This is a genomic window from Kitasatospora phosalacinea (assembly GCF_000717185.1).
In the GTDB taxonomy this organism is placed as follows: Bacteria; Actinomycetota; Actinomycetes; order Streptomycetales; family Streptomycetaceae; genus Kitasatospora; species Kitasatospora phosalacinea_A.
This window is the reverse complement of record NZ_JNYE01000025.1, coordinates 103,787-124,333: the sequence shown is the minus strand read 5'-3', so window position 1 is coordinate 124,333 and position 20,547 is coordinate 103,787. Positions and strand designations below refer to the sequence as shown.

Sequence of the window (20,547 nt, the reverse complement as noted above, 5' to 3'; positions counted from 1 at the left end):
GGGGGCCATGGGGAACAACACCGCCGCGGTGCGTCAGTCCGTGCCCGCCGACGCCGAGTTCGTCCGGGCCCACACCCGTCCCGGGCCGGTGCCGTTCGTGCCGGAGGTGCGGCTGCGGATGGCGCAGGACGCGATCGGGCTGTGGGAGACCACCGAGCGGGCGCGCGGGCGGGAGGGGCTGCCGCCGCCGTTCTGGGCGTTCCCGTGGGCGGGCGGGGTCGCGGTGGCCCGGTACGTGCTCGACCACCCCGAACTGGTTCGCGGCTGCCGGGTGCTGGACCTGGCGGCGGGCTCCGGCCTGGTCGCCGTCGCGGCGGCGCTGAGCGGCGCGGCCGCGGTGCGGGCCGCGGAGATCGACGCGTACGCGGTCGCCGCGATCGCGGTGAACGCGGAGCTGAACGGCGTCGCGGTGACGGGCGAGCTCGCCGACGTGCTGGACGGCGACGGTGCGCCGGACGAGGTGGTGCTGGCCGGGGACGTGTTCTACGAGCGCTCGATGGCCGCCCGCTTCCTGCCGTTCCTGGAGCGGGCCGCGGCCCGGGGCGCGACCGTGGTGGTCGGCGACCCCGGGCGGGCCTACCTGCCGCGCGGGCGCTTCGCCGCGCTCGCCGAGTACACCGTCCCGGTCGCCGCCGACCTGGAGGACGCGGCCGAGAAGGCCACCACGGTGTGGACGCTGCGCGGCTGACACCGGCTCAGGTCTCGGTCGGCCGCGGCGCGGGCGAACTGACGGACGCCGAGGGCGGGGCCGAGGACGGTGCCGACGGCGGTGCCGACGGCGGTGCCGACGGCGGGACCAGGCAGGTCGGGCCGGGCGAGGAGACGTTCGGCCCGGGGGCGGGCGGGCCGGTCGGCGTGCTGCCCGGGGAGGCGTCCGGCAGGTCCACCGGAGGGCTGGCCGAGGCGCTCGCCGAGGCGCTCGCCGGGGCGCTCGCCCCCGGGCTGACCGGGGGCGTCCGCAGGGCGGCCGCGGAGCCGGAGCCCGGGAGCGGCGGGCTGGGCAGCGGCGAGCTGGGCGGCGCGCCCGTCATGTCCGGGCAGGCGGGCAGGCCGGTGCTGCTGTCGTACAGCGACACCCGCTGGACCTGGTAGGGCCCCTGCCCGTACCAGCCGTGGAAGTACACGGTGAGCGTCCGGGTCGTCCCACTGGTGCGGACCACGGTGTGCAACCCCGTCTGCTCCGGCCCGTTCGCCCACAGGTAGGTGTTCTCGACCTCGCCCCCGGAGACGCCGACGAAGGCGTACGCGCCGGAGACGTCCGCCGTCAGGTCGTAGGTGGTGTACGGCCGGACCTCCACCTGCTGGCTGCACCCGGCGAAGTCGAACCCGCCCGGGCGGCCCTCGACGCCCTGCGCCAGGCGGCGGACGTCGCCGTCGCAGGTCCAGTTGTCGGTGAGCGGCCGCAGGAACGAGCCGTCCCGGACGGCCTCCTGGGTGGCCGCGGCGCTGCCGGTGCCGAGCAGGGCGAAGCCCGCGGTGGCGGTCAGCAGCGCGAACGAGGCGAGGGCGCCGAGCGGGGCGCGCTCGCGGTGGCGGTGGTGGTGGCGGTGGGACACGGGTGCACGCATGCCGGCTCCGGGTGGGGGCGGTGGAAGGGGCAGCGGTGCGAGGGAGTGGACCACACCATGGGGGATGCCGCGGGTGCGCGTCAAGGGCGGGCAAAATCCGTTCCCGCCCGCCGACGGCGGCGGGCGGGAACGGAAGTTGACGAACGGTCAGGACCCGGCGGGGCAGGAGCGGGGCGGGCTGGTGTCGGGGCTGGGATCGGGGCTGGGCCACGCGGTGTTCGGCGGCCAGGTGTCGTTCTCGGTGCTGCCCGGGCTGGGGGTGGCGGCCGGTTGCGGGGGCCGTGCCGTGCCGGGCGTCGAGGCCGGTGCCGCGCTGCTCGGGCCGGCGCTGCTCTGGCTGGCGCACGGGGTCGCGGGGGAGGAGCGGGGGTGGCCGGGGCCGACCAGGGAGACCTGCCGGACCTCGTACCACTCCTGGCCGTACCAGCCGTGGAAGTACACCGTCAGCGAGGTGGTGTGCGGGCCGGTGCTGACCTCGGCGGTCAGGCCGTTCCACTCCGGGTCGTTCGACCAGGCCATGACCGTCTCGCCGCCGGTGTCGGTGCCCCGGGTGCCGACGAAGACGTACGGTCCGCGCACGCTCGCGCTCAGCGCGTACGTGGAGTTCGGCTGGACGGCCACCTGCACGGTGCACTCGGCGAAGTCGTCGGCGGTGGGTCGGCCGTCCACCCAGTGCTGGTCCTGCCAGGAGACGAAGCCCGAGTGCGACGAGCAGTTCCAGACCGGGGGGAACGCGGCGAACCGGCTGTCGGGCACCACGTCCACCGTCGGCAGCCCGGTCGTCGGCAGTTCGGCGGCCGCGGGACCGCCGAGGCCGAGGGTGGCCGCGGCGGCCAGGACGAAGGAGCCGAACGCGGCCCACGGCGGCCGCCCGTCGGGGGCGTGGCGGTGGCCGGGGCGGCCAGGGTGGCGGGACAGGGGTGCACGCATGCCATCTCCAGGAGTGCGGTCGGTCGATGGAAGCGGTGCGAGGGAGTGCGCCACACCCTCGCGGGCTGCGCCCACCGCGTCAAGGGCGGCGGGCGCACGGAGTTGACGGGACATCAGAAACCGGTCGGGGTGCGGCTGCAGGTCGGGGCGCTGCTCGGGGTGCCGGGCCCGCACTGCCAGATCCACGGCGCCGGGTCGAGGCGCGGGTCCAGGACCAGCTGGGCGGTCGGCAGGGCCGCGGAGGCCAGCGCGGCCGCGGCGAGGGCGCCGACCGTACGGCGGGCCCCGGCGGCGCGGGGAGCGGGTGCGGGGGAGCGGGCCACGCCCTCGTGGGCCGGGCCCGGTGCGGTCAAGGGGCCCGGGCAAACCGTTGGCGGTGTTCCCGGCCGGCCTGGTAGGAACGGACGCATGAACGAGTACGAACTGCGCGCCGCGCGCCCCGCCGACATCGACGCGGTGCTGGCCTTCTGGGCCGAGTCTGCCGAGGGCACCAGCATCAGCGACGACCGGGCGGGCGTGGCCCGGCTGCTGGAGCGCGACCCGCAGGCGCTGATCCTGGCCGAGCACGAGGGCGCGCTCCTCGGCACCGTCATCGCGGGCTGGGACGGCTGGCGCTGCCACCTCTACCGCCTCGCCGTCCACCCGGCCGCCCGCCGCCGCGGCATCGGCACCGCCCTGCTGGACGCCGCGCACGCCCGCTTCGCCGCGGCCGGGGGCCGCCGGGCCGACGCGATGGTGCTGGAGGACAACGAACTCGGCCGCTCCGCCTGGAAGGCCGCGGGCTACGGCCGCGAGGACCAGTGGCGCCGCTGGACCAAGCCGCTGGACGGCGCCGCCCGGCCCACCCCGTGACGCCCGGGGCCGCGGACCCGCCGCGCGTCCCGCTCGACGAACTGCGCGCGGCCGCCGAGCTGCTGCGCCGCTCGGAGGCCGTCGCGCCGGACCGTGCGGTCGGGTGCCACCCGTGTCCGGTCGGCCGACGGCCTGCGGGCGCTCGGCGACCAGTGCCCGGGGTAGCCCGGCGCGGGCGGGCGCCGGGGCCGGGCGCCCGGAAAAGCGCCGGGCGGGGCGGTGCGCACCTGGCAGGATGCGGGCGTGCGCCAACCTGACGAGAACGATCCCGAGTTGAGGGACCTGGTCCGCCGCTACGTGGTGCCCGGCCGCCGGTACCTCAAGCTGGGCGGCGGCCTCCTGCGCCGGGACGCGACCGAACGCGAAGCGTTCCTGCGGGAGTTGGGGAGGGACGCCGCCGCGATCACCCCGGGCGAGCTGACCGTCCTGCTGGAGGGCGGGTGGCGCGAGCGCAGGACGGCGGCGTGGCTGATCGCCGTCGCCGGGCGGGCCGGGTTCCGCGAGCGGCTCGGTGAGCTGTTGCTCGCCAGCGAGGTCTGCTGCGCGGGCTCGGCCTACACGCTCGCGCTGGCCGTCCTCGGCACCCCCGCCGACGCGGACCTGCTGGTCGACTACCTGGACCGCTACCTGCGCCGCCCGGACCTCTTCTACGACCAGTCGGCCGCCCTCGGCGCGCTCCTGCACCTGGACACCGAGCTCGGCGCGGACCGGGCCGCCCGGTTCCTCGCCCCGGGCGGCCTCTGGCAGCAGTGGATCGGCGGCCCGCCCCGCAAGGAGCACTTCAGTACGCCGGAGCGCTACCGGGAGGCCGTCGGCCGGCTCCGCGGCCTGGTCGCGGAGAGCGCGCGGCACTGTGCGGTGCGGGAGGGCTGACGGGCGGCCGTCCTCGGGCGGCTTCCGGGCGGCCCTCAGGCGGTCTTGAGGGTGCCGCCGTCGATGACGTGGTCGGCGCCGTGGATGTTGGCGGCGCGGTCGGAGAGCAGGAAGACCACCAGGTCGGCGACCTCCTCGGGGGTGGTGAGGCGGCCGGAGGCGCTCCCGGCCTGGGCGGGGAGGCCGGCCAGCAGGGCCTCGTGCGGGACGCCGAGGGAGGCGGCGACCCGGCCGCCGTAGCCCGCCGGGTCGGTCCACAGGTCGGTGGCGGTGGGGCCGGGGGAGACGGTGTTGACGCGGACGCCGCGCGGGGCGAGCTCCTCGCTGAGGCGCTTGCCGTACTGGGTGAGCGCGGCCTTGGCCTCGGCGTAGCCGACCGGGGAGCCGACGGGGGTGCGGCCGTTGATGGAGGAGACGTTGACGATCGCGCCGCCGCGCTCCAGCAGGCTCGGCAGGGCGGCCCGGGTGGTGCGCACCGCGCTGAGCAGGTTGAGGTCCAGCACCGCCTGCCACTGCTCGTCGGGGACGTCCAGCACGCTGCCCAGCACCAGCCGGTCGGCGTCGCCCCCGCCGACGTTGTTGACCAGCAGGTCGATGCCGCCGACCGCGTCGAGGGCCTCCCGGACGGCGTCCGCGGCGCCCTGCGCGGTGCCGAGGTCGGCGACGGCGACGGCCGCGGCGACCTCGGCGAGTGCGGGGGTGGCGGTGCGGGTGGCCCCGACCACCTTGACGCCCTCGGCGGCGAGGGCGCGGGCGACGGCCAGGCCGATGCCCCGTCCGGCACCGGTGACCAGGGCGGTGCGTCCGTCGAGTCCGAGCTTCATGGTGGTCCTCAATTCCTGGAGTTTCCGGAAGGCTTTTTCTTGAACCAGAGGTCAAATATCGGGGCGTACGAGGCCCCCTCCCGGGGGAGGGGGCGGGGTGCGGGGTCAGAGCGGGGCGACGGCCGTGTCGATGGCGGCGTGCACCGTCTCCCGGTCGAAGGTCCGGGCCGCGACCCGGAGCCCGGCGACGGTCACCATCAGGAAGCGGGCCTGCTCGGCGGCGTCCACCGAGGCGGGGACGTCACCGGCCAGCTTGCCGCGTTCGATCCGGGCGGCCAGCAGGTCGGTGCTGCGCTCCACCGAGCGGCGCACCGCGGCGGTGGCCTCCGCGTCCCGTCCGCCGAGCTCCAGTGCGGTGTTGACGGCCAGGCAGCCGCGCCGCACCGGGGCGTCGAAGTCCGCGTCCACCAGCAGGCGCAGGTAGGCGCGGATGCGCTCCTTCGCGGTGCCGGGGCCGGAGAGGAACTCCTCGGTGAGCTCGGCGCCGGCCCGGTCGTACAGGCTCAGCGCCCGCCCGAACAGCTCCCGCTTGGAGCCGAAGGCGTGGTAGAGGCTGCCCTTGCCGATCCCGGCGGCCTCCGCCAGCTCGGCGGGGGAGGACCCGGCGTAGCCCTTGGTCCAGAACACCTCCATCGCCTGCGCGACGGCGGCTTCCTCGTCGAACTGCTTCGGCCTTCCCATGCACCTGACGGTACGCCATATTTGACCCGGGGGTCAACAACCTTCCGGCCGCCGACCCCCGCGCCCCCTACTCGAAGGCCGCCGCCGCCTCCCGCAGCGCCCGCACCACCGTCTCCGGGTCGTACGGCGCGGCCGGGCCCGGCAGGTAGGTCACCGAGCGCAGCCCGCCGGTGTAGCGGAACGAGCGGTGGCGCTCCCACACCGGCCAGGACACCGGCGACTTGCGGTCCACGCCGACGCTGATGCCCTGGAACGGCGCCATCCCGATCAGCTGGTGCACCGGCCCGAGCGCGCCCGCCACCACCCCGTCCACCCGCACCTCGAAGCGCCACTTCAGGTCGGCCACCGCCGTCGCCTCCAGCGCCACCAGGTGCGCCCCGGGCGGCAGTTCGCCTGCGTCGGCCTCGAACAGCTCGCCGTACTGGTTGTACGCCAGGTGCAGCCGCCCGTCCTCCACGTACAGGCTGTAGCCGCCGCCCTGGTCGCCGTGCGAGAGCAGCACGCCCTGGTCGTCGGCGCCGTGGTGGTCGAGCACCGCCTCCGCGGTGAAGGAGCGGAACGCCACCAGCCGGGAGGAGCGGTAGCGCTCCAGCTCCGGCGTCCCGGCCAGCAGGGTGACCGGGCGGCGCAGCGCTTCCTCCTCCGGGCCGCGCAGCACGAAGCCGCCGGAGGCGTCGGCCAGCGGGAAGACCCCGTTGCGCCAGGCCGCGTCCTCCCAGGCCTGCGCCAACTCCTTCACCAGCTCCGGGTGTTCGGCCGCCAGGTCGTGGATCTCGGTCGGGTCGGTGCGCAGGTCGTGCAGCGCCCACTCGCCGTCGTCGTAGGGCGCGCCCGGCCGGTGCAGGGTGACCAGCTTCCAGCCGTCCCGGTAGTACGAGCGGTTGCCGGTCATCTCGCAGTACTGCTCGCGGTGGGTGGAGGGCGCACCGGCGGCCCGCAGCACGGACGCGAACGAGACCCCGTCCAGCTCCTGCACCGGGCGGCCGCCGCGCTCCACCGGCCGCTGCACGCCCGCGAGTTCGAGCAGCGTGGGCAGCAGGTCGGTGACGTACTGGTACTGGTCGCGCACCCCGCCGTCGCCCGCCGCGCGCGGCAGTCCGGCCGGCCAGGACAGCACGAACGGCACCCGCACGCCGCCCGCGTGGGTCTGGCCCTTGTACAGCCGGAACGGCGTGTTGGAGGCCATGCCCCAGCCGCGCGGGTAGTGCACCAGCGACTGCGGGCCGCCGATCAGGTCGATCTCCCGCTGCACGTCCGGGTTCCAGTCCGCGGGCAGGTTCGGGTGGTGGACGAAGCGGCTGAAGTAGCTGCGGGTGCCCTCCGCGCCGCCCTCGCCGGTGCCGCCGTTGTCGGAGGTGAACACCACGATGGTGTTGTCGAGCTCGCCGAGCTGCTCCAGCACGTCGGTCAGCCGCCCCAGGTTCCGGTCGACGTTCTCGACCATCGCGGCGTACACCTCCATGTACCGGGCGTACAACTTCCGCTGCACCTCGTCGAGTTCGCCCCACGCCCCGACCTCGTACCCAGCCTCGCCGTTGCGCTCCGGCAGCTCGGTGCCGGGCGGGAAGTGCCCGGCCGCCAGCTGCCGGGCGAAGCGCTGCGCCCGCAGCTCGTCCCAGCCGCCGTCGTAGCGGCCCCGGTGCCGGGCCAGGTCCTCCGGCTTGGCCTGCAGCGGGCCGTGCACCGCGTTGTGCGCCAGGTAGAGGAAGAACGGCTTGTCGGCGTCGTGCGCCCGCAGCGACTTCACCATGCCGATCGCCTGGTCGGTGATGTCGTCGGTGTAGTAGTAGCCGTCCGGGAACTCGTCGATGTCCAACGGAGAGTTGTCGCGCACCAGTTGGTGCGGGTGGAACAGGCTGGTCAGCCCCTCCAGCACCCCGTAGTACTGGTCGAATCCCTTCTGCAGCGGCCAGTTGGCCCGGCTGTCGGCCGCCGAGGAGGCGGAGTCCCGGGTCAGGTGCCACTTGCCGACCGCGTACGTCGCGTACCCGGCGTCGTGCAGGGTCTGCGCCAGGGTGGGGACGTCGTCCGCGATCTCCATCCCGTAGCCGGGGAAGCCCGGGTCGGCGTTGGCCACGAACGAGTACCCCACCCGGTGCGGGTTCAGGCCGGTCAGCAGCGCCGCCCGGGCCGGGGAGCACAGCGGCACGGTGTGGTAGTTGGCGAGCTTCACGCCCCGCTCGGCCAGGCCGTCCAGGGTCGGCGTCGGCACCTCCGAGCCGAACGGGCCGATGTCGCTGTAGCCCAGGTCGTCGACCAGCACCACCACCACGTTCGGCGCGCCCGCGCGCGGGCGCACCCGCCGCGGCCAGGACGGCACCGACTCGCCGAACGTCCGCCCCACCCGCCCGGGGAAGCCCTCGTACGGGTCGCGGCGCCGGCCGCCCTCGTCGGTCTCGCTCACAGCAGGCTCCCGGAAGTCGCGGGGGAAAGGGACGGGACGGCCGCCAACAGCTCGGCCGTGTAAGGGTGTTCGGGGGAGGTGACGACCCGGTCGGCCGGGCCGCTCTCCACGATCCGGCCGCGGTGCAGCACCGCGATCCGGTGGCTGACCTGCCGCACCACCGCCAGGTCGTGCGCGATGAACAGCACCGCCAGGCCCAACTCCCGCTGCAGGCGCGCCAGCAGGTCGATCACCTGGGCCTGGATCGACACGTCCAGCGCCGACACCGGCTCGTCGCACACCAGCACGCTCGGCTCCGGCGCCAGCGCCCGGGCGATGCCGATCCGCTGGCGCTGGCCGCCGGAGAACTCGCGCGGCGAACGGGCCGCCGCCGACGCCTCCAGGCCCACCTGCTCCAGCAGTTCGGCCACCCGGGCCTGCCGCTGCGCCCGGTCGCCGACCTTGTGCGCGATCAGCGGCTCGGCGATGATCCGGCCCACCGTCAGCCGCGGGTTCAGCGAGGCGTACGGGTCCTGGAAGACCATCTGGACCTCCCGCCGGGCCCGGCGGCCGTCCAGCGGCTGCCCGGCGAAGCTGATGCTGCCCGCGTCGGGCGCGTGCGCGCCCACCAGCGCCCGGGCCAGCGTCGACTTGCCCGAACCGGACTCGCCGACCAGGCCCAGCGTCTCGCCCGGGTGCAGGTCGAGGTCGACCGACTCCAGCGCCGGGCTGCGCCGCCGCCGCGGCCCGTACGCCTTCGCCAACCCGCGCACCACCAGCAGCGGTTCGGCCCCCGGGGTGCTGTTCCCGGCCGCCCGGGACGGGGCGTCCAACCGCGGCACCGCCGCCAGCAGCGACCTGGTGTACGCGTGTTCCGGGGCGGTCAACAGGCGTGCGGTGGCGCCCCGTTCGACCACCTCGCCGTCGCGCATCACCAACAGCCGGGAGCAGGTCTCGGCGATCACGCCCAGGTCGTGGCTGATCACCACCAGCGCGGTCCCGCGCTCCCGGTTGATCCGGGCCAGCAGCCGCAGGATCTGCCGCTGCACGGTCGGGTCCAGCGCCGTGGTCGGCTCGTCCGCGACCAGCACCTGGGCGTCGTGCGCCAGCGCCAGGGCGATCATGATCCGCTGGCGCTGGCCGCCGGAGAACTGGTGCGGGAAGTCGCCCAGCCGGTCCGCCGCCTTCGGCACGCCCACCAGCTCCAGCAACTCCGCGGCCCGGGCCGCCCGTTCGGCCCTCGGTCGGCGTCCGCCGTGCGCCCGCAGCGCCTCGTCCAGCTGGCGGCCCACCGACAGCACCGGGTTCAGCGAGGACATCGGGTCCTGGAAGACCATCGCGATCCGCTGGCCGCGCACCGCCCGCAGCGCCTCCTCGGGCAGCGCCGCGAGGTCCTGCCCGTCCAACTCCACCGCCCCGCCGGTGATCCGGCCCCCGGGGGGCAGCATCCGCAGCAGCGCCAGCGCGGTCGTCGACTTGCCCGAACCGGACTCGCCGACGATCCCCAGGCTCTCCCCGGCCCCCAGCGCGAAGTCCACCCCGCGCACCGCGACCCGCTCCCCGAACGCCACGCCCAGCTCCCGCACCCGCAGCAACTCCGCCGTGGGGGAGGGGGGTTGGTCCGCCAGCGGCGGGCGGTCGATCAGTTCGGTCATCGTGCGGCCCTCCGGCTCAAAGCTCTGCTGGGGTCGGGTTCCCGTGCTCATGTGCGCGCCCCGCGGTTCAGCGCCTCGGCCAGCAGGGTGAAGCCGAGGACGAGGGCGGTGGTGACGGCCAGCGGGGCGGCCAGGACGGGGTGGGTGTCCAGGTAGGCGACCGAGCCGCTGATCAGGCTGCCCAGGGTGGGCTCCGGCGGGCGGACGCCCAGGCCGAGGAAGCTGAGCGCGCCCTCGATGAAGACGCCCGCCGACAGGGCGACCGCGCCCTGCACGACCAGCGGGTCGACCGCGTTCGGCAGCACGTGCCGCAGCAGCACCCTGGCCCGGCCCGCACCGCCGACCCGGGCGGCCAGCGCGTACTCGCGCTCCCGCTGCACCAGCACGCCCGCCCGCAACTGCCGCCCGAAGTACGGCACTTCGGCCAGCGCGATGATGATCACCACCGGCCAGCGGCCCGGCCCGAGGATCGCCGTCACCGCCAGGCCGAGGATCAGCCCGGGGAAGGACAGCACCAGGTCGAACAGCCGCTGCACCACCAGGTCGGCGGCCCGCGAGGTGCCCGCCAGCAGGGCCAGCGCCGCACCGGTCAGTGCGCCCGCCGGGACGGCCGTCAGGATGATCGACAGGTCGGTGAGGATCCCGTGCAGGACCCGGCTGAGCAGGTCCCGCCCGATGTCGTCGGTGCCCAGCGGGTGCGCCCCGCTCGGCGCGGCCAGCGCCTGCGGGCCCTGCGCGTCCGGGTCGGCGCCGGTCAGCCAGGGCGCCAGCAGCCCGGCCAGCGCCACCGTCCCGACCAGCACCAGGCCGGTGACGCCCCGCCAGGTCCGCAACCCGGCGACGTAGCGGTTGCGGCTGCGGTTGCCGCTGCGCGAACGGGCAGCGGGGGGAAGGGAGATCGTGGTCATCGTGTCGTCACTCCCACCGCACGCGCGGGTCGAGCCAGGAGTACAGCAGGTCGGTGAGCAGTTGCACGGCCACGTACCCGGCGACCACCAGCAGCAGCAGGTCCTGCACCACCGGGTAGTCGCGGCGCGACACGCCCTGCTCGATCAGCTGGCCGAGGCCCGGCCAGGCGAAGATCCGTTCCACCACCACCGCGCCCGCGATCAGCTGCCCGATCTGCAGGCCCAGCACCGTCACCGCGGACGGCAGCGCGTTCGGCAGCGCGTGCCGCCACAGGATCCGGCGGCGCGGCACGCCCAGCGCCGTCGCGGTGCGCACGTAGTCCTCGCCGAGCGCCCGTTCCAGCCCGTCCTGTAGGTAGCGGGCCAGGATCGCCGCGCTCGGCAGCGCCAGGCACAGCGCGGGCAGCGCCAGGTACTGCACCGCCAGGTCCGGCGCGTCGAACAGCGAGGCGTGCCCGCCGGCCGGCAGCAGGCCCAGGCCCACCGCGAACGCCAGCACCAGCAGCACGCCGGTCACGAACGGCGGCACCGCCAGCGCCCCCGTGGTCAGCGCCCGCAGCGCTCCCGCCAGGGCCCGCCGCCGTGCCGACACCGCGTACAGCGCCGTCGGCACGGCCAGCAGCACCACCAGCAGCAGCGCGGCGAGCGTGAGCTGGAAGGTCGCGGCCAGGCCGTCCCCGATCAGCTCCGACACCTGCCCGCCGATCGCGTAGCTCGGCCCGAGGTCGCCCGTCAGCACCTGCCCCAGCCAGTGCAGGTACTGCGAGAGCAGCGGCGCGTCCAGCCCCAGCCGCTCCCGGATCGCCGCGACCGTCGCGGGCGAGGCGTCCGGCCCCGCCAGCGTGGTCGCCGGGTCGCCCGGGATCAGCCGCAGCATCAGGAACACCGTGAACGAGGCGGCCAGCAGCACCGCCAGCCCGCTCGGCAGCCGTTTGAACAGGAAGGTCCGCACGGCTCAGCCCGCCAGGTACGCGTCGTCGAGGTTCAGGTACGAGTACTTGTTCAGCGTCACGCCGCGCACCTGCGCGCCCGCGACCTCCACCAGCCCGGCGATCGCCAGGTCGATGATGAACTGCTCGTCCAGCAGGAGGTCCGTGACCTGCTGGTACAGCGCCTTCGCCTCCGGGCTGTCCGCGTCCGAGCGGTTCCAGGCCTTCTGCACCGCCGCGGTGTACGCCGGGGAGGAGAACTTCGAGGTGTTCTTCGCCTCGTTGAACGGGTACGCGCTGACCGCCAGCGTCGCCGGGTGCGCCTGCGAGAAGCTGTGGCTGAGCGTCCACAGCGCGGGCATCGACTGCGAGATCAGCTGCTTCTGCATGGTCGGCGAGTCCACCGGCTGCAACTGCACCTCGATCCCGACCTGCTTCAGGTCGTACTGCAGGATCTGCGCGACCGCCGTCGACCCGGCGTCCGAGGAGTGCGCCAGCGGCAGCGACAGCGAGGTCACCCCCGCCTCCCGCAGCAGCGCCTTCGCCTTCTCGGGGTCGTGGTGGTAGCGGGTCGCGTCCTGCTCCCGGTACGCCGGGGAGGACTTCGGCCACGGCACCGAGGAGACCGTCGCGTACCCGCCGAGCGCCTGCTGCACCAGCCGGTCCCGGTCGATCGCCCAGGCGATCGCCTGCCGCACCCGCTTGTCCTGCACCTCGGGGAAGGACAGGTTCGCGCCGATGTAGAACGCGCCCGCACCGGTGTCGTACTGGGTGATCCGGAAGCGCTCGTCGTCCTTCAGCGTCGCCACGTCCTTGCCGCGCACCGCGTACGTCAGCTGGGTCTGGCCGGTCCTCACCGAGGACAGCAGCGTCTCCGCCTGCGGGATCACCTTGATCTCCACGCCGTCCAGGTACGGGCGGCCCGGGTTCCAGTACTTCTCGTTGCGGGCGAAGCTCAGCGAGGAGCCCGGCTTGCGGTCGGTGAAGGTGAACGGGCCGGTGCCGACCAGCCTGGTGCCCGCGACCGCGTCCTCCACGGACTGCGAATCCGGGATGATCATGAACTCGAATAGGTCGAACAGGTTGGACACCGGGTGCGCCAGCACCAGCGTCAGCTCGAAGTCGCCGTTCTTGCGGAAGTCCGCCACGGTCAGCGCCGTCGAGCGCAGCTGCGCCGAACGCACCGGGTTCTGCAGGTTCTTGACCGCGAACACCACGTCGTCCGCGGTGAACCTCCGCCCGCTGTGGAACGTGACGTCCTCGCGCAGCTTCAGCGTCACGCTCAGGCCGTCCGCCGCCACCTCCCAGCTCTTCGCCAGCTCCGGCTGCGGCTGCAACTGGGCGTCGTAGCGGGTCAGGGTGTTGAACACCAGCCGCTGCAGCAGCGAGTTGGCACTCTGCGCGAACAGCAGGGCCGGCGTGAAGTCGACCCCGACACCCACCGTCAGCACCCCGCCCCGGCGCGGCGAGGCCGCACCGCCCGACACCGCGTCCGCCCCCGGCGAGGGGTCCGCCGCCGAACGGCAGGCCGACAGCGCCAGCAGACCGGCACCCGCGAGGGAGCCGCGCAGCAGCGCACGGCGCGAGATCGCGGGCAGGGAGAGCGGGCCACCGGAACCGGCGGAGAACGCGTTCATCGTCAACAGTCCTTCGGGAGAAGAGAATTCGGGGAAGTAGGGAGGGAGGGAGGGAGGGGGAGGGAGGGGGAGGGGTCACAGGCCCGGCAGCGGACGGGCGTACAGCTCGCCCAGCACCGGCGCGCAGGCCGCCACCGCCAGCGCGTCCGCGCCGAAGCGCTGCGCGACCAGGAGCCCGGCGTCCCGGTGCAGGTGCGAACGGAGTGCGAACTCCTCGCGCACCACGTCCAGGTAGACCGGTTCGGCCAGTGCGAAGGTCTCGGTCAGCACCAGCAGGTCCGGGTTGACCACGTCGGCGAGCAGGGCCAGCGCCCCGCCCACCACCCGGGCCCGCTCGCGCACCAGCGCGTCGGCCCGGGCGTCCCCGGCCCGGACGGCCGCCAGCAGCAGCCCCCGGTCCGGCCGGGCGATCACGCCCCGCGCGACGGCCGCGTCGAACAGCGTGTCGTCCGACGCGGCCACCGACAGGCAGCCGCTGCGGCCGCAGTGACATCGCGCCGTGCTGCCCGGCACCGGCAGGTGCCCGCCGTCACCGGTCACCGACGGCGGACCCTGGTGCACCGTCCCGGCCACCGAGATGGACGCGTCCACCACGTGGCCCACGAACAGCTGCACCATCGACCGCCGGGCCGCCGGATCACCGAACAGCACCTCCGCCGCGGCCAGCGCCCGCGCGTGGTTGTCCACCCGCACCGGCAGCCCGGTCGCCCGCTCCAGCAGCTCCCGCAGCGGCACCCCGTGCCAGCCCAGCGGCTCGTGCCGGACGGTCACCCCGCGCTCGGCGTCCACCGCACCGCCGGTCACCGCGCCCAGCCCCAGCACCCGCCGACCGGCCGTGGCCGGCGCGCCCGCGGCCGCCGCCAGCAGCCGCGGCACCCGGGCCAGCAGCGCCTTCAACGCCGTCGACCCGCGCCGCCCGCCGTGCGGCAGCTCCTGCCGGAACAGCACCCGGCCGCGCAGGTCCAGCAGCGCGAACGTGCTGTACGGCAGGCCCACGTGCAGCCCGGCCACCGCCAGCCGCTGCGCGTCCACCTCCAGCGGCAGCTGCGGACGGCCCCGCACCCCCGGCGCGGCGACCGCCAACTCCGGCCGCTCCGACAGCAGTTCGAGCCGCAGCAGATCCACCACCTGCCGGGAGACCGCCGCCGCGCTCAGCCCCGTCAACCGGGCCACCGCACTGCGCGCCACCGGCCCGTGGTCCAGCACCGCCCGCAGCACGGTGGCCGCGTTCGCCTCCCGCCGGTCGTCCCCGGCCCGGGTCGCGGGACGGGCCGCGGGCCGGGGCGTAGGACGGGTCGCGGGGTGCGGGACGGAAGTGCCCGGGCGACTGCGGACGGTGCCGGTCACGGATCCAACTCCTCTGCGCTGCCGGGTGGTTCGGTCAGGAAACGGGGCCGGACAGCGCCTCGGCCTCCAGCTCGGCGGCCGGGACGAGACCGGCCACCCGCGGCGGGTCGGCCGGCTCCAGCAGGCGGCTCGGCCGCCCGTCCACGCCCACCGGCAGGTCGCCGTCCAGGGTGATCCGGCGCACCAGGCGCGGCTCGTCGCCGTAGTCGTTCACCGCGTAGTGCTGGGTGGCCCGGTTGTCCCAGATCGCGACGTCGCCGACCTGCCAGTCCCAGCGCACGCTGTTCTCCAGCCGCTCCACGTACCGCTGGAACAGCTCGATCAGCGCCCGGCTGTCCTTGCCCGACACCCCGACGACCTTCTGCGCGAAGGACCCCAGCAGCAGGTGCTTCTCGCCCGTCACCGGGTGCACCCGCACCAGCGGGTGCTCGGTCTTGAACGCCGTCGACACGAACACCTGCCGGAACAGCTTCGCCACCTCGGCGTTGTCCGCCAACTCCGGTGCCAGCGCCAGGTTCGCCGCGTAGTCGTAGTCGTTGGTGTGCACCGCCCGCAGGCTCTCCGCGAGCGCCTTCAGCGGCGCCGGGAGGTCCTGGTACGCGGCCGCGGTGTTCGCCCACACCGTGCTGCCGCCCGCCGGCGGCAGCTCCAGCGCCCGCAGGATCGACGCCTTCGGGTACGAGGGCACGAACGTCACGTCGGTGTGCCAGTTGTTCGCCCGCACGCCCTTGGTGGCGTCCAGCTCGAAGATGTACCGCCCGTCCGCGCTCGGCACCGTCGGGTGGAACACCGGCTGCCCCAACAGCCGTGCGAACGCCTCGTGTTCGGCGTCGTCCAGGTGCTCCTGGCCGCGGAAGAACAGCACCTTGTGCTCGTACAGCGCGGCCTCCAGCGCCGCCACCGTCTCCGCGGACAGGTCGGCGCCCAGCTTGACGTCGTGGACGACCGCGCCGATCCGCCCCGCGGCCGGGGTCAGCCGCAGCTCGGTCGGAGCGAGGACGGGAGTGGACGTGGAAACGGGCATGGCGGAACTCCTTCGGGGAGGTGGGAACGGCGACGGCAGCACGGGTGCCGTCACGAGGCCGGACACCGCACGGCGACCGGGCAGCCCGGAGGGCGCACCGCCGTGACGGAGGGAGAGGTGGGAAAGGAGGGGAGGGGCGCGCTGACTACGCGCAGCAGCGCCGACAACAGCCACGGCGACGCAGACCCACCGGGGCCGGGCACGACGGACAACAGACGACAACGACGGTACGCATCGGCCCTCCTTCCGGTTCGCTGCACCTGGGCTCGGCGCTCATCGTGCTCGGCCCGGACGCCCGCTGTCAATCGCCATCTCCCCAGCTGGGAGCGGGTGTTGCGGAGTATTTCGACATGTTGCGGGCCGGTGACGACCCCGCGACGAACCCCCGTCGCCCCTTGTCGTCCGCGCCCCGGCCGGGGAAAACTTCCGGAGCGGAAACAACCCGGGCCGGGAGCGGGCCGCCGCTCGTCGCCTCGGCCCGCTCCCGCGGCTCCTGCGCGAAGGGCCCTACTGCCCCAGCAGGTGGGCGAAGTCGTTGCCCAGGCCGCCCAGCACCGGCAGCGCACCGAGGTCGGTGATCGCACCGACCGGAATGCTGTAGCCCTGGTTGGGCACCGGAGCGGCGGAGTCGTCGGCGAAGGCGCCGGCCGCGGGGCAGAGCAGGGCGGCGGCGAGGGCGAGGGCGGTGAGTGCGGTACGCATGGGGCGGGCTCCTCGGCGGGGAGACGGATGGCTGACGCCGGTCCAACGCGCCGCGGGTCGGCGGGGTGACGCCGCGGCGCCCGTTCGGAGCAGGGGCGGGGGCGCCGCGGACGTGCGAGGGCCCCGCCCCGCGGGTGGCGGGACGGGGCCGGGGCGGGGCGTCAGGCGGTCGGTGCGGCCGGTGCGGTCGGTGCGGTCGGGGGTCAGGCCTTCAGGGGGCGAGGGTGGCGAGGGCGGCGAGGATGCGGGTGAAGGCGTCCTCGGTCTCCACGGGGCGGTGGGTGGCGGGGCGGTGGTCGCACAGGAAGCCGTGCGGGACGCCCGGGTAGGCGACCAGGTCGTGCGGGACGCCCGCGCCGGTGAGGCGGTCGCCGATGCGGGCCCACTGCTCGGGCGGGACGATGTGGTCCCCGGTGCCGACCAGGCCGAGGACGGTCGTGCCGCGGGCGGCGAGCGCGGCCGCGCCCGGTGCGGCGAGCGGCGGGTGGTCGTCGGCGAGCGGGGTGCCGCCCTCCAGCGTCCAGGTGGGGTAGCAGGCGGCCACCACGTCCAGCGGGAGGTGGGCGCCGGCCAGCAGGCCGAGGTGGCCGCCGACCGAGAAGCCGACGAACGCCCGGCCCGGGCCCCCGCCGAGGGCCGCGCCGCCGGCCAGCGCGGCGGCGGTGTCGGCGACGACCCGTTCGGTGGTCAGGGTGCCGAGCAGGGCGAAGCCCTCGACCCGCCCCGGGTCGTCGTACGGCAGGTCGGCGCGCTGCGCCTCGCGCCCGTAGAAGTCCGGTGCGACGGCGGCGTACCCGGCGGCGGCCAGCCGCTCGCAGACCCCGCGCACCCAGGCCGTGACCCCGAACAGCTCCTGGCCGACCACCACGGTGGCCGCCGGTGCGGTGCCCGCGGGCGCGGCCAGGAACACCTCCGGGCCGCCGTCCTCCGGGCGGACCCAACGGGTCGTCACCTGCGTCGCAGTCATGGTGCGTTGCTCCCCCTCGTACGGCCCGGCGCGGGGCCGGGCCTCGTGGGGCCCACGCTACCCGGCGGGGCGGTAGGTGGTGACGGTGCCGCCGTGGCTGAAGGCCAGGGTCTCCACCGGGGCGAACGGGCGCGGCCGCAGCGGCCCGGCGAACGCGGGAATGCCGCCGCCCGCCACCACCGGGTACCGCTTGAGCACCAACTCGTCGATCTCCGGCAGCAGTTCGGCCGCCAGCCGGCCGCCGCCGCACAGCCAGAGGTCGCCGCGGCCCGGCTGCTGCTTCAACTCCCGCACCAGACCCAGCGGATCGGCGCGCACCAGGTGCACCGCGGGGTCGTCCACGGCGGGCAGCGAGCTGGAGACCACGTACTGCGCCAGGTGCGGGTAGGGGCTGGGGATGCCCGCGTCCAGCCCGGGGCGGTAGGCGCCCAGGCCCATCAGCACGGTGTCGAAGCGCCGGTTGGGGGTGTCGGTCAGACCCAGGTGCGGGCGGCCCTGCACCGGGATCGTCTCGGGGAACTCGGTCAGCTGGTGCTGCGCCATGTCCGGGGCAGCGGGGTAGAAGTCGAACTCGCCGGACGGGCCGGCGATGAAGCCGTCCACGGAGACGGCGACGTAGTACACGAGCCTTCGCATCCAGGAACCTCTCGGTGGGGAACGGGACTCCGTCCGTAGTACTCTGGCCGGAGTGGTAAGACCGTAGCACTACGACTGGAGTGGTCACAAGCGATGGCACGCAGCAATCCCGAACGCCGGACGGCCCTGCTCGACGCCGCCCTCGAAGTCCTGGCCGAGGAGGGCGCCCGCGGCCTCACCTTCCGCGCCGTCGACCAGCGCGCCGCCGTCCCCGCCGGCACCGCCTCCAACTACTTCGCCAACCGGGACGCCCTGCTCGCCCAGTGCGCCGACCGCGTCTACGAACGCCTCGACCCCGGCGCCGACACCCTCGCCCGGGGCCTCGAGGGCCCCCGCGACGCCGCCCGGCTCGCCGCCCTCGTGCACGAGGTCCTCGACCGCGTCGCCGCCTACCCCACCGGCTTCCTCGCCCTGCTCGAACTGCGCCTCGCCGCCCTGCGCCGCCCCGAACTCCGCGCCGTCCTCACCCGCCGGGTCGACGCCGACCTCCGCTTCAACACCGACTACCACCTCGCCTCCGGCCTGCCCGGTGACGCCACCACCGCCCAGCTGCTGATCCTCGCCCTCAACTGGCTGACCCTCGAACAGCTCACCCTCCCCGACCTGCACACCCCCGAACAGCGCACCCACCTCGTCGACACCCTGGTGACCCGCCTGCTCGCGGGCGAGGACGCCACCACCGCGCACTGACGGGCCACCAGCGGGACCTACGGCCGGACGGGAAGGGGGCCTACGGCCGGACGGGAAGCGCGGACGGGCGCAGCACCGCGACGCCCAGGGCGTCGGCCAGCAGCAGCAGGCCGTCCGGGGTCAGGTCGGTGCCGCCCAGCGGGGCGCCGGAGACGAACACCGCGACCTGCTCGCTCGGCTGCCCGTCCCCGCCCCGCGTCCACAGCCGCAGGTAGTCGGCGCCGGTGCTGATGCCCAGCGGGGTGGCGGCGCGCTGCTCCTCGGTGGGACGGGCCAGCCGGTCGGTGTCGCACACCGCCGGTTCGCCGGTCAGCACGTCGTACGCCGCCAACTCCGGCTCACCGCCCGGCCGGTAGGCCACCAGCAGGCTCTCGCCCGCCGGGCCGACCGCCGCCGTGACCCCGCGCACCCCCGCCAGCGGCCGGGCCCAGAGCGTGCGCCACGGCAGCTCGACGCCGAACTCCGCCACGGACAGGCCGTCCTGGCGGGCGCCGTGCTCCAGCAGGGCGGCCCGCTGCTGCGGGTCCAACTGCTGGCGGACGAACAGCGTCGCCAGCCGCAGCCACGTCCGGCCCAGCGGCGGCAGCTCCGCACCGGCCGCGACCAGGTGCTCGGCGGCGGCCCGCAGCCGGACCTGCTCGGCGTGCACCAGGAACCCCGGGTCCGCCATCAGCTCCGGCAGCACCCCGCCCTCCAGCGCGTGGCCGACCAGCTGCTCCCGGACGTACGGCGCGGCCCGCGCCCACCGCCGGGGGCCCTCCTCCCCGTCCAGGGTGGCCCGCAGGGCGGCGGCCAGGCGGCGGTGCACCTCCTGGGCGGTGCCGCTGAAGCGTTCGCGCAGCTCGGCGGCCAGCGCCGGGTGCACGATCCGGACGGCCGGGGGCCGCCCCTCGGCCGAGGCCAGGTCGAAGAACGGCAGCAGCAGGTGCTGCCCGGCCGCCAGCGCCGGGCCGAGGTCCTTGCCCGCGACCGCCGAGGCCAGCGGGGCCCAGAGCTCCAACGGCAGCGGCTCGCCGGGCCCGGCCAGGGCCAGCGGGGCGAGCAGCCGGCGCAGCGTCAGCTCGTCCGCGCCGTGCAGCTCGGCCTGCAGGTCGAGCGCGTCACCGACGGTGCGGGGCATCGGCGTCGGCCCGTCCGGCCTGCTGCGCGACGACCAGGCGGCCAGCCGGACCACCAGCGGACCGTCCGCCGTCCGGGCCAGCTGCGCGGCGCCGTCCGGGTCCGGCAGGGAGTACTCGGCCTGCAGCCGCAGCCCCTCCTCGTCCCGCCACGGCTCCCGGTCCAGGTCGACCACCAGCAGCTGGTCGCCGGGCAGCTGCCCGGCCAGCCACTGCGCCTCGGCCCGGTCCACGTCCGCCAGCAGCCGGACCCCGGGGGCGAGCGCCAGCGGCCGCAGCACCTGCTCGGCGACCAGCGCGGGCTCGCCGAGCCCGGCCAGCGCCCCCGCCCGGTCGCTGTCCGCGACCACGACCGCCACCGGCCGCTCGGGCGACCCGATCCCGGCCAGCCGCCCGGCCAGCTCGTCGGCCCGGACGGCGCCGGGCGCGAAGTGGTCCGCCACCAGCCAGCGCAGCTGGAGGGCCGTCCGCCCGGCGGCGTCGAACACCGGCGGCGCGGGCAGCCCGCCCGGCGGCACGGTGGCCGGGTCCAGCGCGTCCAGGTCGAACCGCTCCCGCTCGGACGGCTCGCACAGCAGCAGGAACCCGGTCAGCAACCGGGACCGGCCGCTGCCGGAACCGCCCGTCAGCAGCACCGTGCGGGGCGCGTCGGCGCCCCCCGCGCGCCAGGCCGCCAGGGCGCGCAGCGCCACCGCCCGCCCGCCCACGTACGGATGGGGCTGGTAGCGGCGGTGGGCGGTGGTGGTCGCGGGGCTGAGGTCGGTCACGTCGAGAGCTCTCCGGTACGAGGACGGTCTTGGAGCGGGGAACGGGGGACGGGCGG

At 75.5% G+C, this 20,547-nt stretch carries 20 protein-coding genes; 4 read left to right on the top strand and 16 right to left on the bottom strand.

Annotated features, from left to right (window positions below; genetic code table 11):
- The first annotated feature begins 7 nt into the window (after positions 1-7).
- Entirely contained in the window at positions 8-688 is a 681-nt protein-coding gene (locus OO57_RS13505) for a class I SAM-dependent methyltransferase (protein ID WP_051777497.1), read from the top strand.
- 7 nt (positions 689-695) lie between these two features.
- Here the strand turns inward: OO57_RS13505 and OO57_RS13500 are convergent, their stop codons facing one another.
- The 3 genes from OO57_RS13500 to OO57_RS13490 all read right to left on the bottom strand — a co-directional run bounded on the left by OO57_RS13500 (position 696) and on the right by OO57_RS13490 (position 2,851).
- Positions 696-1,568 (bottom strand): hypothetical protein, encoded by an 873-nt coding sequence (locus tag OO57_RS13500; RefSeq protein ID WP_158715113.1) that lies wholly within the window; start codon positions 1,566-1,568, stop codon positions 696-698.
- Positions 1,569-1,715: 147 nt separating this feature from the next.
- Positions 1,716-2,498, bottom strand: coding sequence for a hypothetical protein (locus OO57_RS39420; protein ID WP_051777483.1), 783 nt, complete (start codon positions 2,496-2,498; stop codon positions 1,716-1,718).
- 113 nt (positions 2,499-2,611) lie between these two features.
- Positions 2,612-2,851, bottom strand: a complete 240-nt coding sequence (locus OO57_RS13490) for a hypothetical protein (RefSeq protein WP_033252631.1) — start codon at positions 2,849-2,851, stop codon at positions 2,612-2,614.
- 55 nt (positions 2,852-2,906) lie between these two features.
- Here OO57_RS13490 and OO57_RS13485 point away from each other — a divergent pair, with 55 nt between their 5' ends.
- Together OO57_RS13485 and OO57_RS13480 are read left to right on the top strand one after the other, a co-directional pair.
- Positions 2,907-3,350 carry a GNAT family N-acetyltransferase gene (locus OO57_RS13485; RefSeq protein ID WP_033252630.1) on the top strand — a complete coding sequence of 148 codons (444 nt, stop codon included), beginning with the start codon at positions 2,907-2,909 and terminating at the stop codon, positions 3,348-3,350.
- A 243-nt stretch (positions 3,351-3,593) separates the two neighbouring features.
- Complete coding sequence (locus OO57_RS13480) at positions 3,594-4,223, top strand: DUF6000 family protein (protein ID WP_033252629.1); 630 nt, start codon at positions 3,594-3,596, stop codon at positions 4,221-4,223.
- A 35-nt stretch (positions 4,224-4,258) separates the two neighbouring features.
- On the opposite strand, the gene OO57_RS13475 is transcribed toward OO57_RS13480, so the two are convergent.
- The 12 genes from OO57_RS13475 to OO57_RS13420 form a co-directional block, all read right to left on the bottom strand.
- Entirely contained in the window at positions 4,259-5,047 is a 789-nt protein-coding gene (locus OO57_RS13475; protein ID WP_033252628.1) for an SDR family oxidoreductase, read from the bottom strand.
- Positions 5,048-5,152: 105 nt separating this feature from the next.
- Positions 5,153-5,728 carry a TetR/AcrR family transcriptional regulator gene (locus tag OO57_RS13470; protein ID WP_033252627.1) on the bottom strand — a complete coding sequence of 192 codons (576 nt, stop codon included), beginning with the start codon at positions 5,726-5,728 and terminating at the stop codon, positions 5,153-5,155.
- Positions 5,729-5,795: 67 nt separating this feature from the next.
- Positions 5,796-8,132 carry an arylsulfatase gene (locus tag OO57_RS13465; protein WP_033252626.1) on the bottom strand — a complete coding sequence of 779 codons (2,337 nt, stop codon included), beginning with the start codon at positions 8,130-8,132 and terminating at the stop codon, positions 5,796-5,798.
- Positions 8,129-9,766, bottom strand: a complete 1,638-nt coding sequence (locus OO57_RS13460; RefSeq protein ID WP_051777481.1) for a dipeptide ABC transporter ATP-binding protein — start codon at positions 9,764-9,766, stop codon at positions 8,129-8,131. The genes OO57_RS13465 and OO57_RS13460 overlap by 4 nt, the downstream gene beginning before the upstream one ends.
- A 47-nt stretch (positions 9,767-9,813) precedes the next feature.
- A complete protein-coding gene (locus tag OO57_RS13455) occupies positions 9,814-10,674 on the bottom strand; it encodes an ABC transporter permease (protein ID WP_033252625.1) in 861 nt (286 codons plus the stop codon).
- A 7-nt stretch (positions 10,675-10,681) separates the two neighbouring features.
- On the bottom strand, positions 10,682-11,626 hold the full coding sequence (locus tag OO57_RS13450) for an ABC transporter permease (RefSeq protein ID WP_033252624.1): 945 nt from the start codon (positions 11,624-11,626) through the stop codon (positions 10,682-10,684).
- A gap of 3 nt (positions 11,627-11,629) precedes the next feature.
- On the bottom strand, positions 11,630-13,240 hold the full coding sequence (locus OO57_RS13445) for an ABC transporter substrate-binding protein (RefSeq protein WP_033252623.1): 1,611 nt from the start codon (positions 13,238-13,240) through the stop codon (positions 11,630-11,632).
- Between the two features lie 75 nt (positions 13,241-13,315).
- Positions 13,316-14,428, bottom strand: coding sequence for an ROK family protein (locus OO57_RS13440; RefSeq protein WP_234337332.1), 1,113 nt, complete (start codon positions 14,426-14,428; stop codon positions 13,316-13,318).
- A 193-nt stretch (positions 14,429-14,621) separates the two neighbouring features.
- On the bottom strand, positions 14,622-15,611 hold the full coding sequence (locus tag OO57_RS13435) for a TauD/TfdA dioxygenase family protein (RefSeq protein WP_033252622.1): 990 nt from the start codon (positions 15,609-15,611) through the stop codon (positions 14,622-14,624).
- A gap of 507 nt (positions 15,612-16,118) precedes the next feature.
- The gene (locus tag OO57_RS13430; protein ID WP_033252621.1) at positions 16,119-16,313 is read right to left on the bottom strand and encodes a hypothetical protein; all 195 of its coding nucleotides are present in this window, start codon (positions 16,311-16,313) and stop codon (positions 16,119-16,121) included.
- Positions 16,314-16,524: 211 nt separating this feature from the next.
- The gene (locus OO57_RS13425) at positions 16,525-17,280 is read right to left on the bottom strand and encodes a dienelactone hydrolase family protein (protein WP_081973656.1); all 756 of its coding nucleotides are present in this window, start codon (positions 17,278-17,280) and stop codon (positions 16,525-16,527) included.
- A gap of 57 nt (positions 17,281-17,337) precedes the next feature.
- A complete protein-coding gene (locus OO57_RS13420) occupies positions 17,338-17,916 on the bottom strand; it encodes a dihydrofolate reductase family protein (protein WP_033252620.1) in 579 nt (192 codons plus the stop codon).
- A gap of 93 nt (positions 17,917-18,009) precedes the next feature.
- Here OO57_RS13420 and OO57_RS13415 point away from each other — a divergent pair, with 93 nt between their 5' ends.
- Positions 18,010-18,606 (top strand): TetR/AcrR family transcriptional regulator, encoded by a 597-nt coding sequence (locus OO57_RS13415; protein WP_033252619.1) that lies wholly within the window; start codon positions 18,010-18,012, stop codon positions 18,604-18,606.
- 40 nt (positions 18,607-18,646) lie between these two features.
- On the opposite strand, the gene OO57_RS13410 is transcribed toward OO57_RS13415, so the two are convergent.
- Complete coding sequence (locus tag OO57_RS13410; RefSeq protein WP_051777474.1) at positions 18,647-20,491, bottom strand: hypothetical protein; 1,845 nt, start codon at positions 20,489-20,491, stop codon at positions 18,647-18,649.
- Positions 20,492-20,547 lie beyond the last annotated feature (56 nt).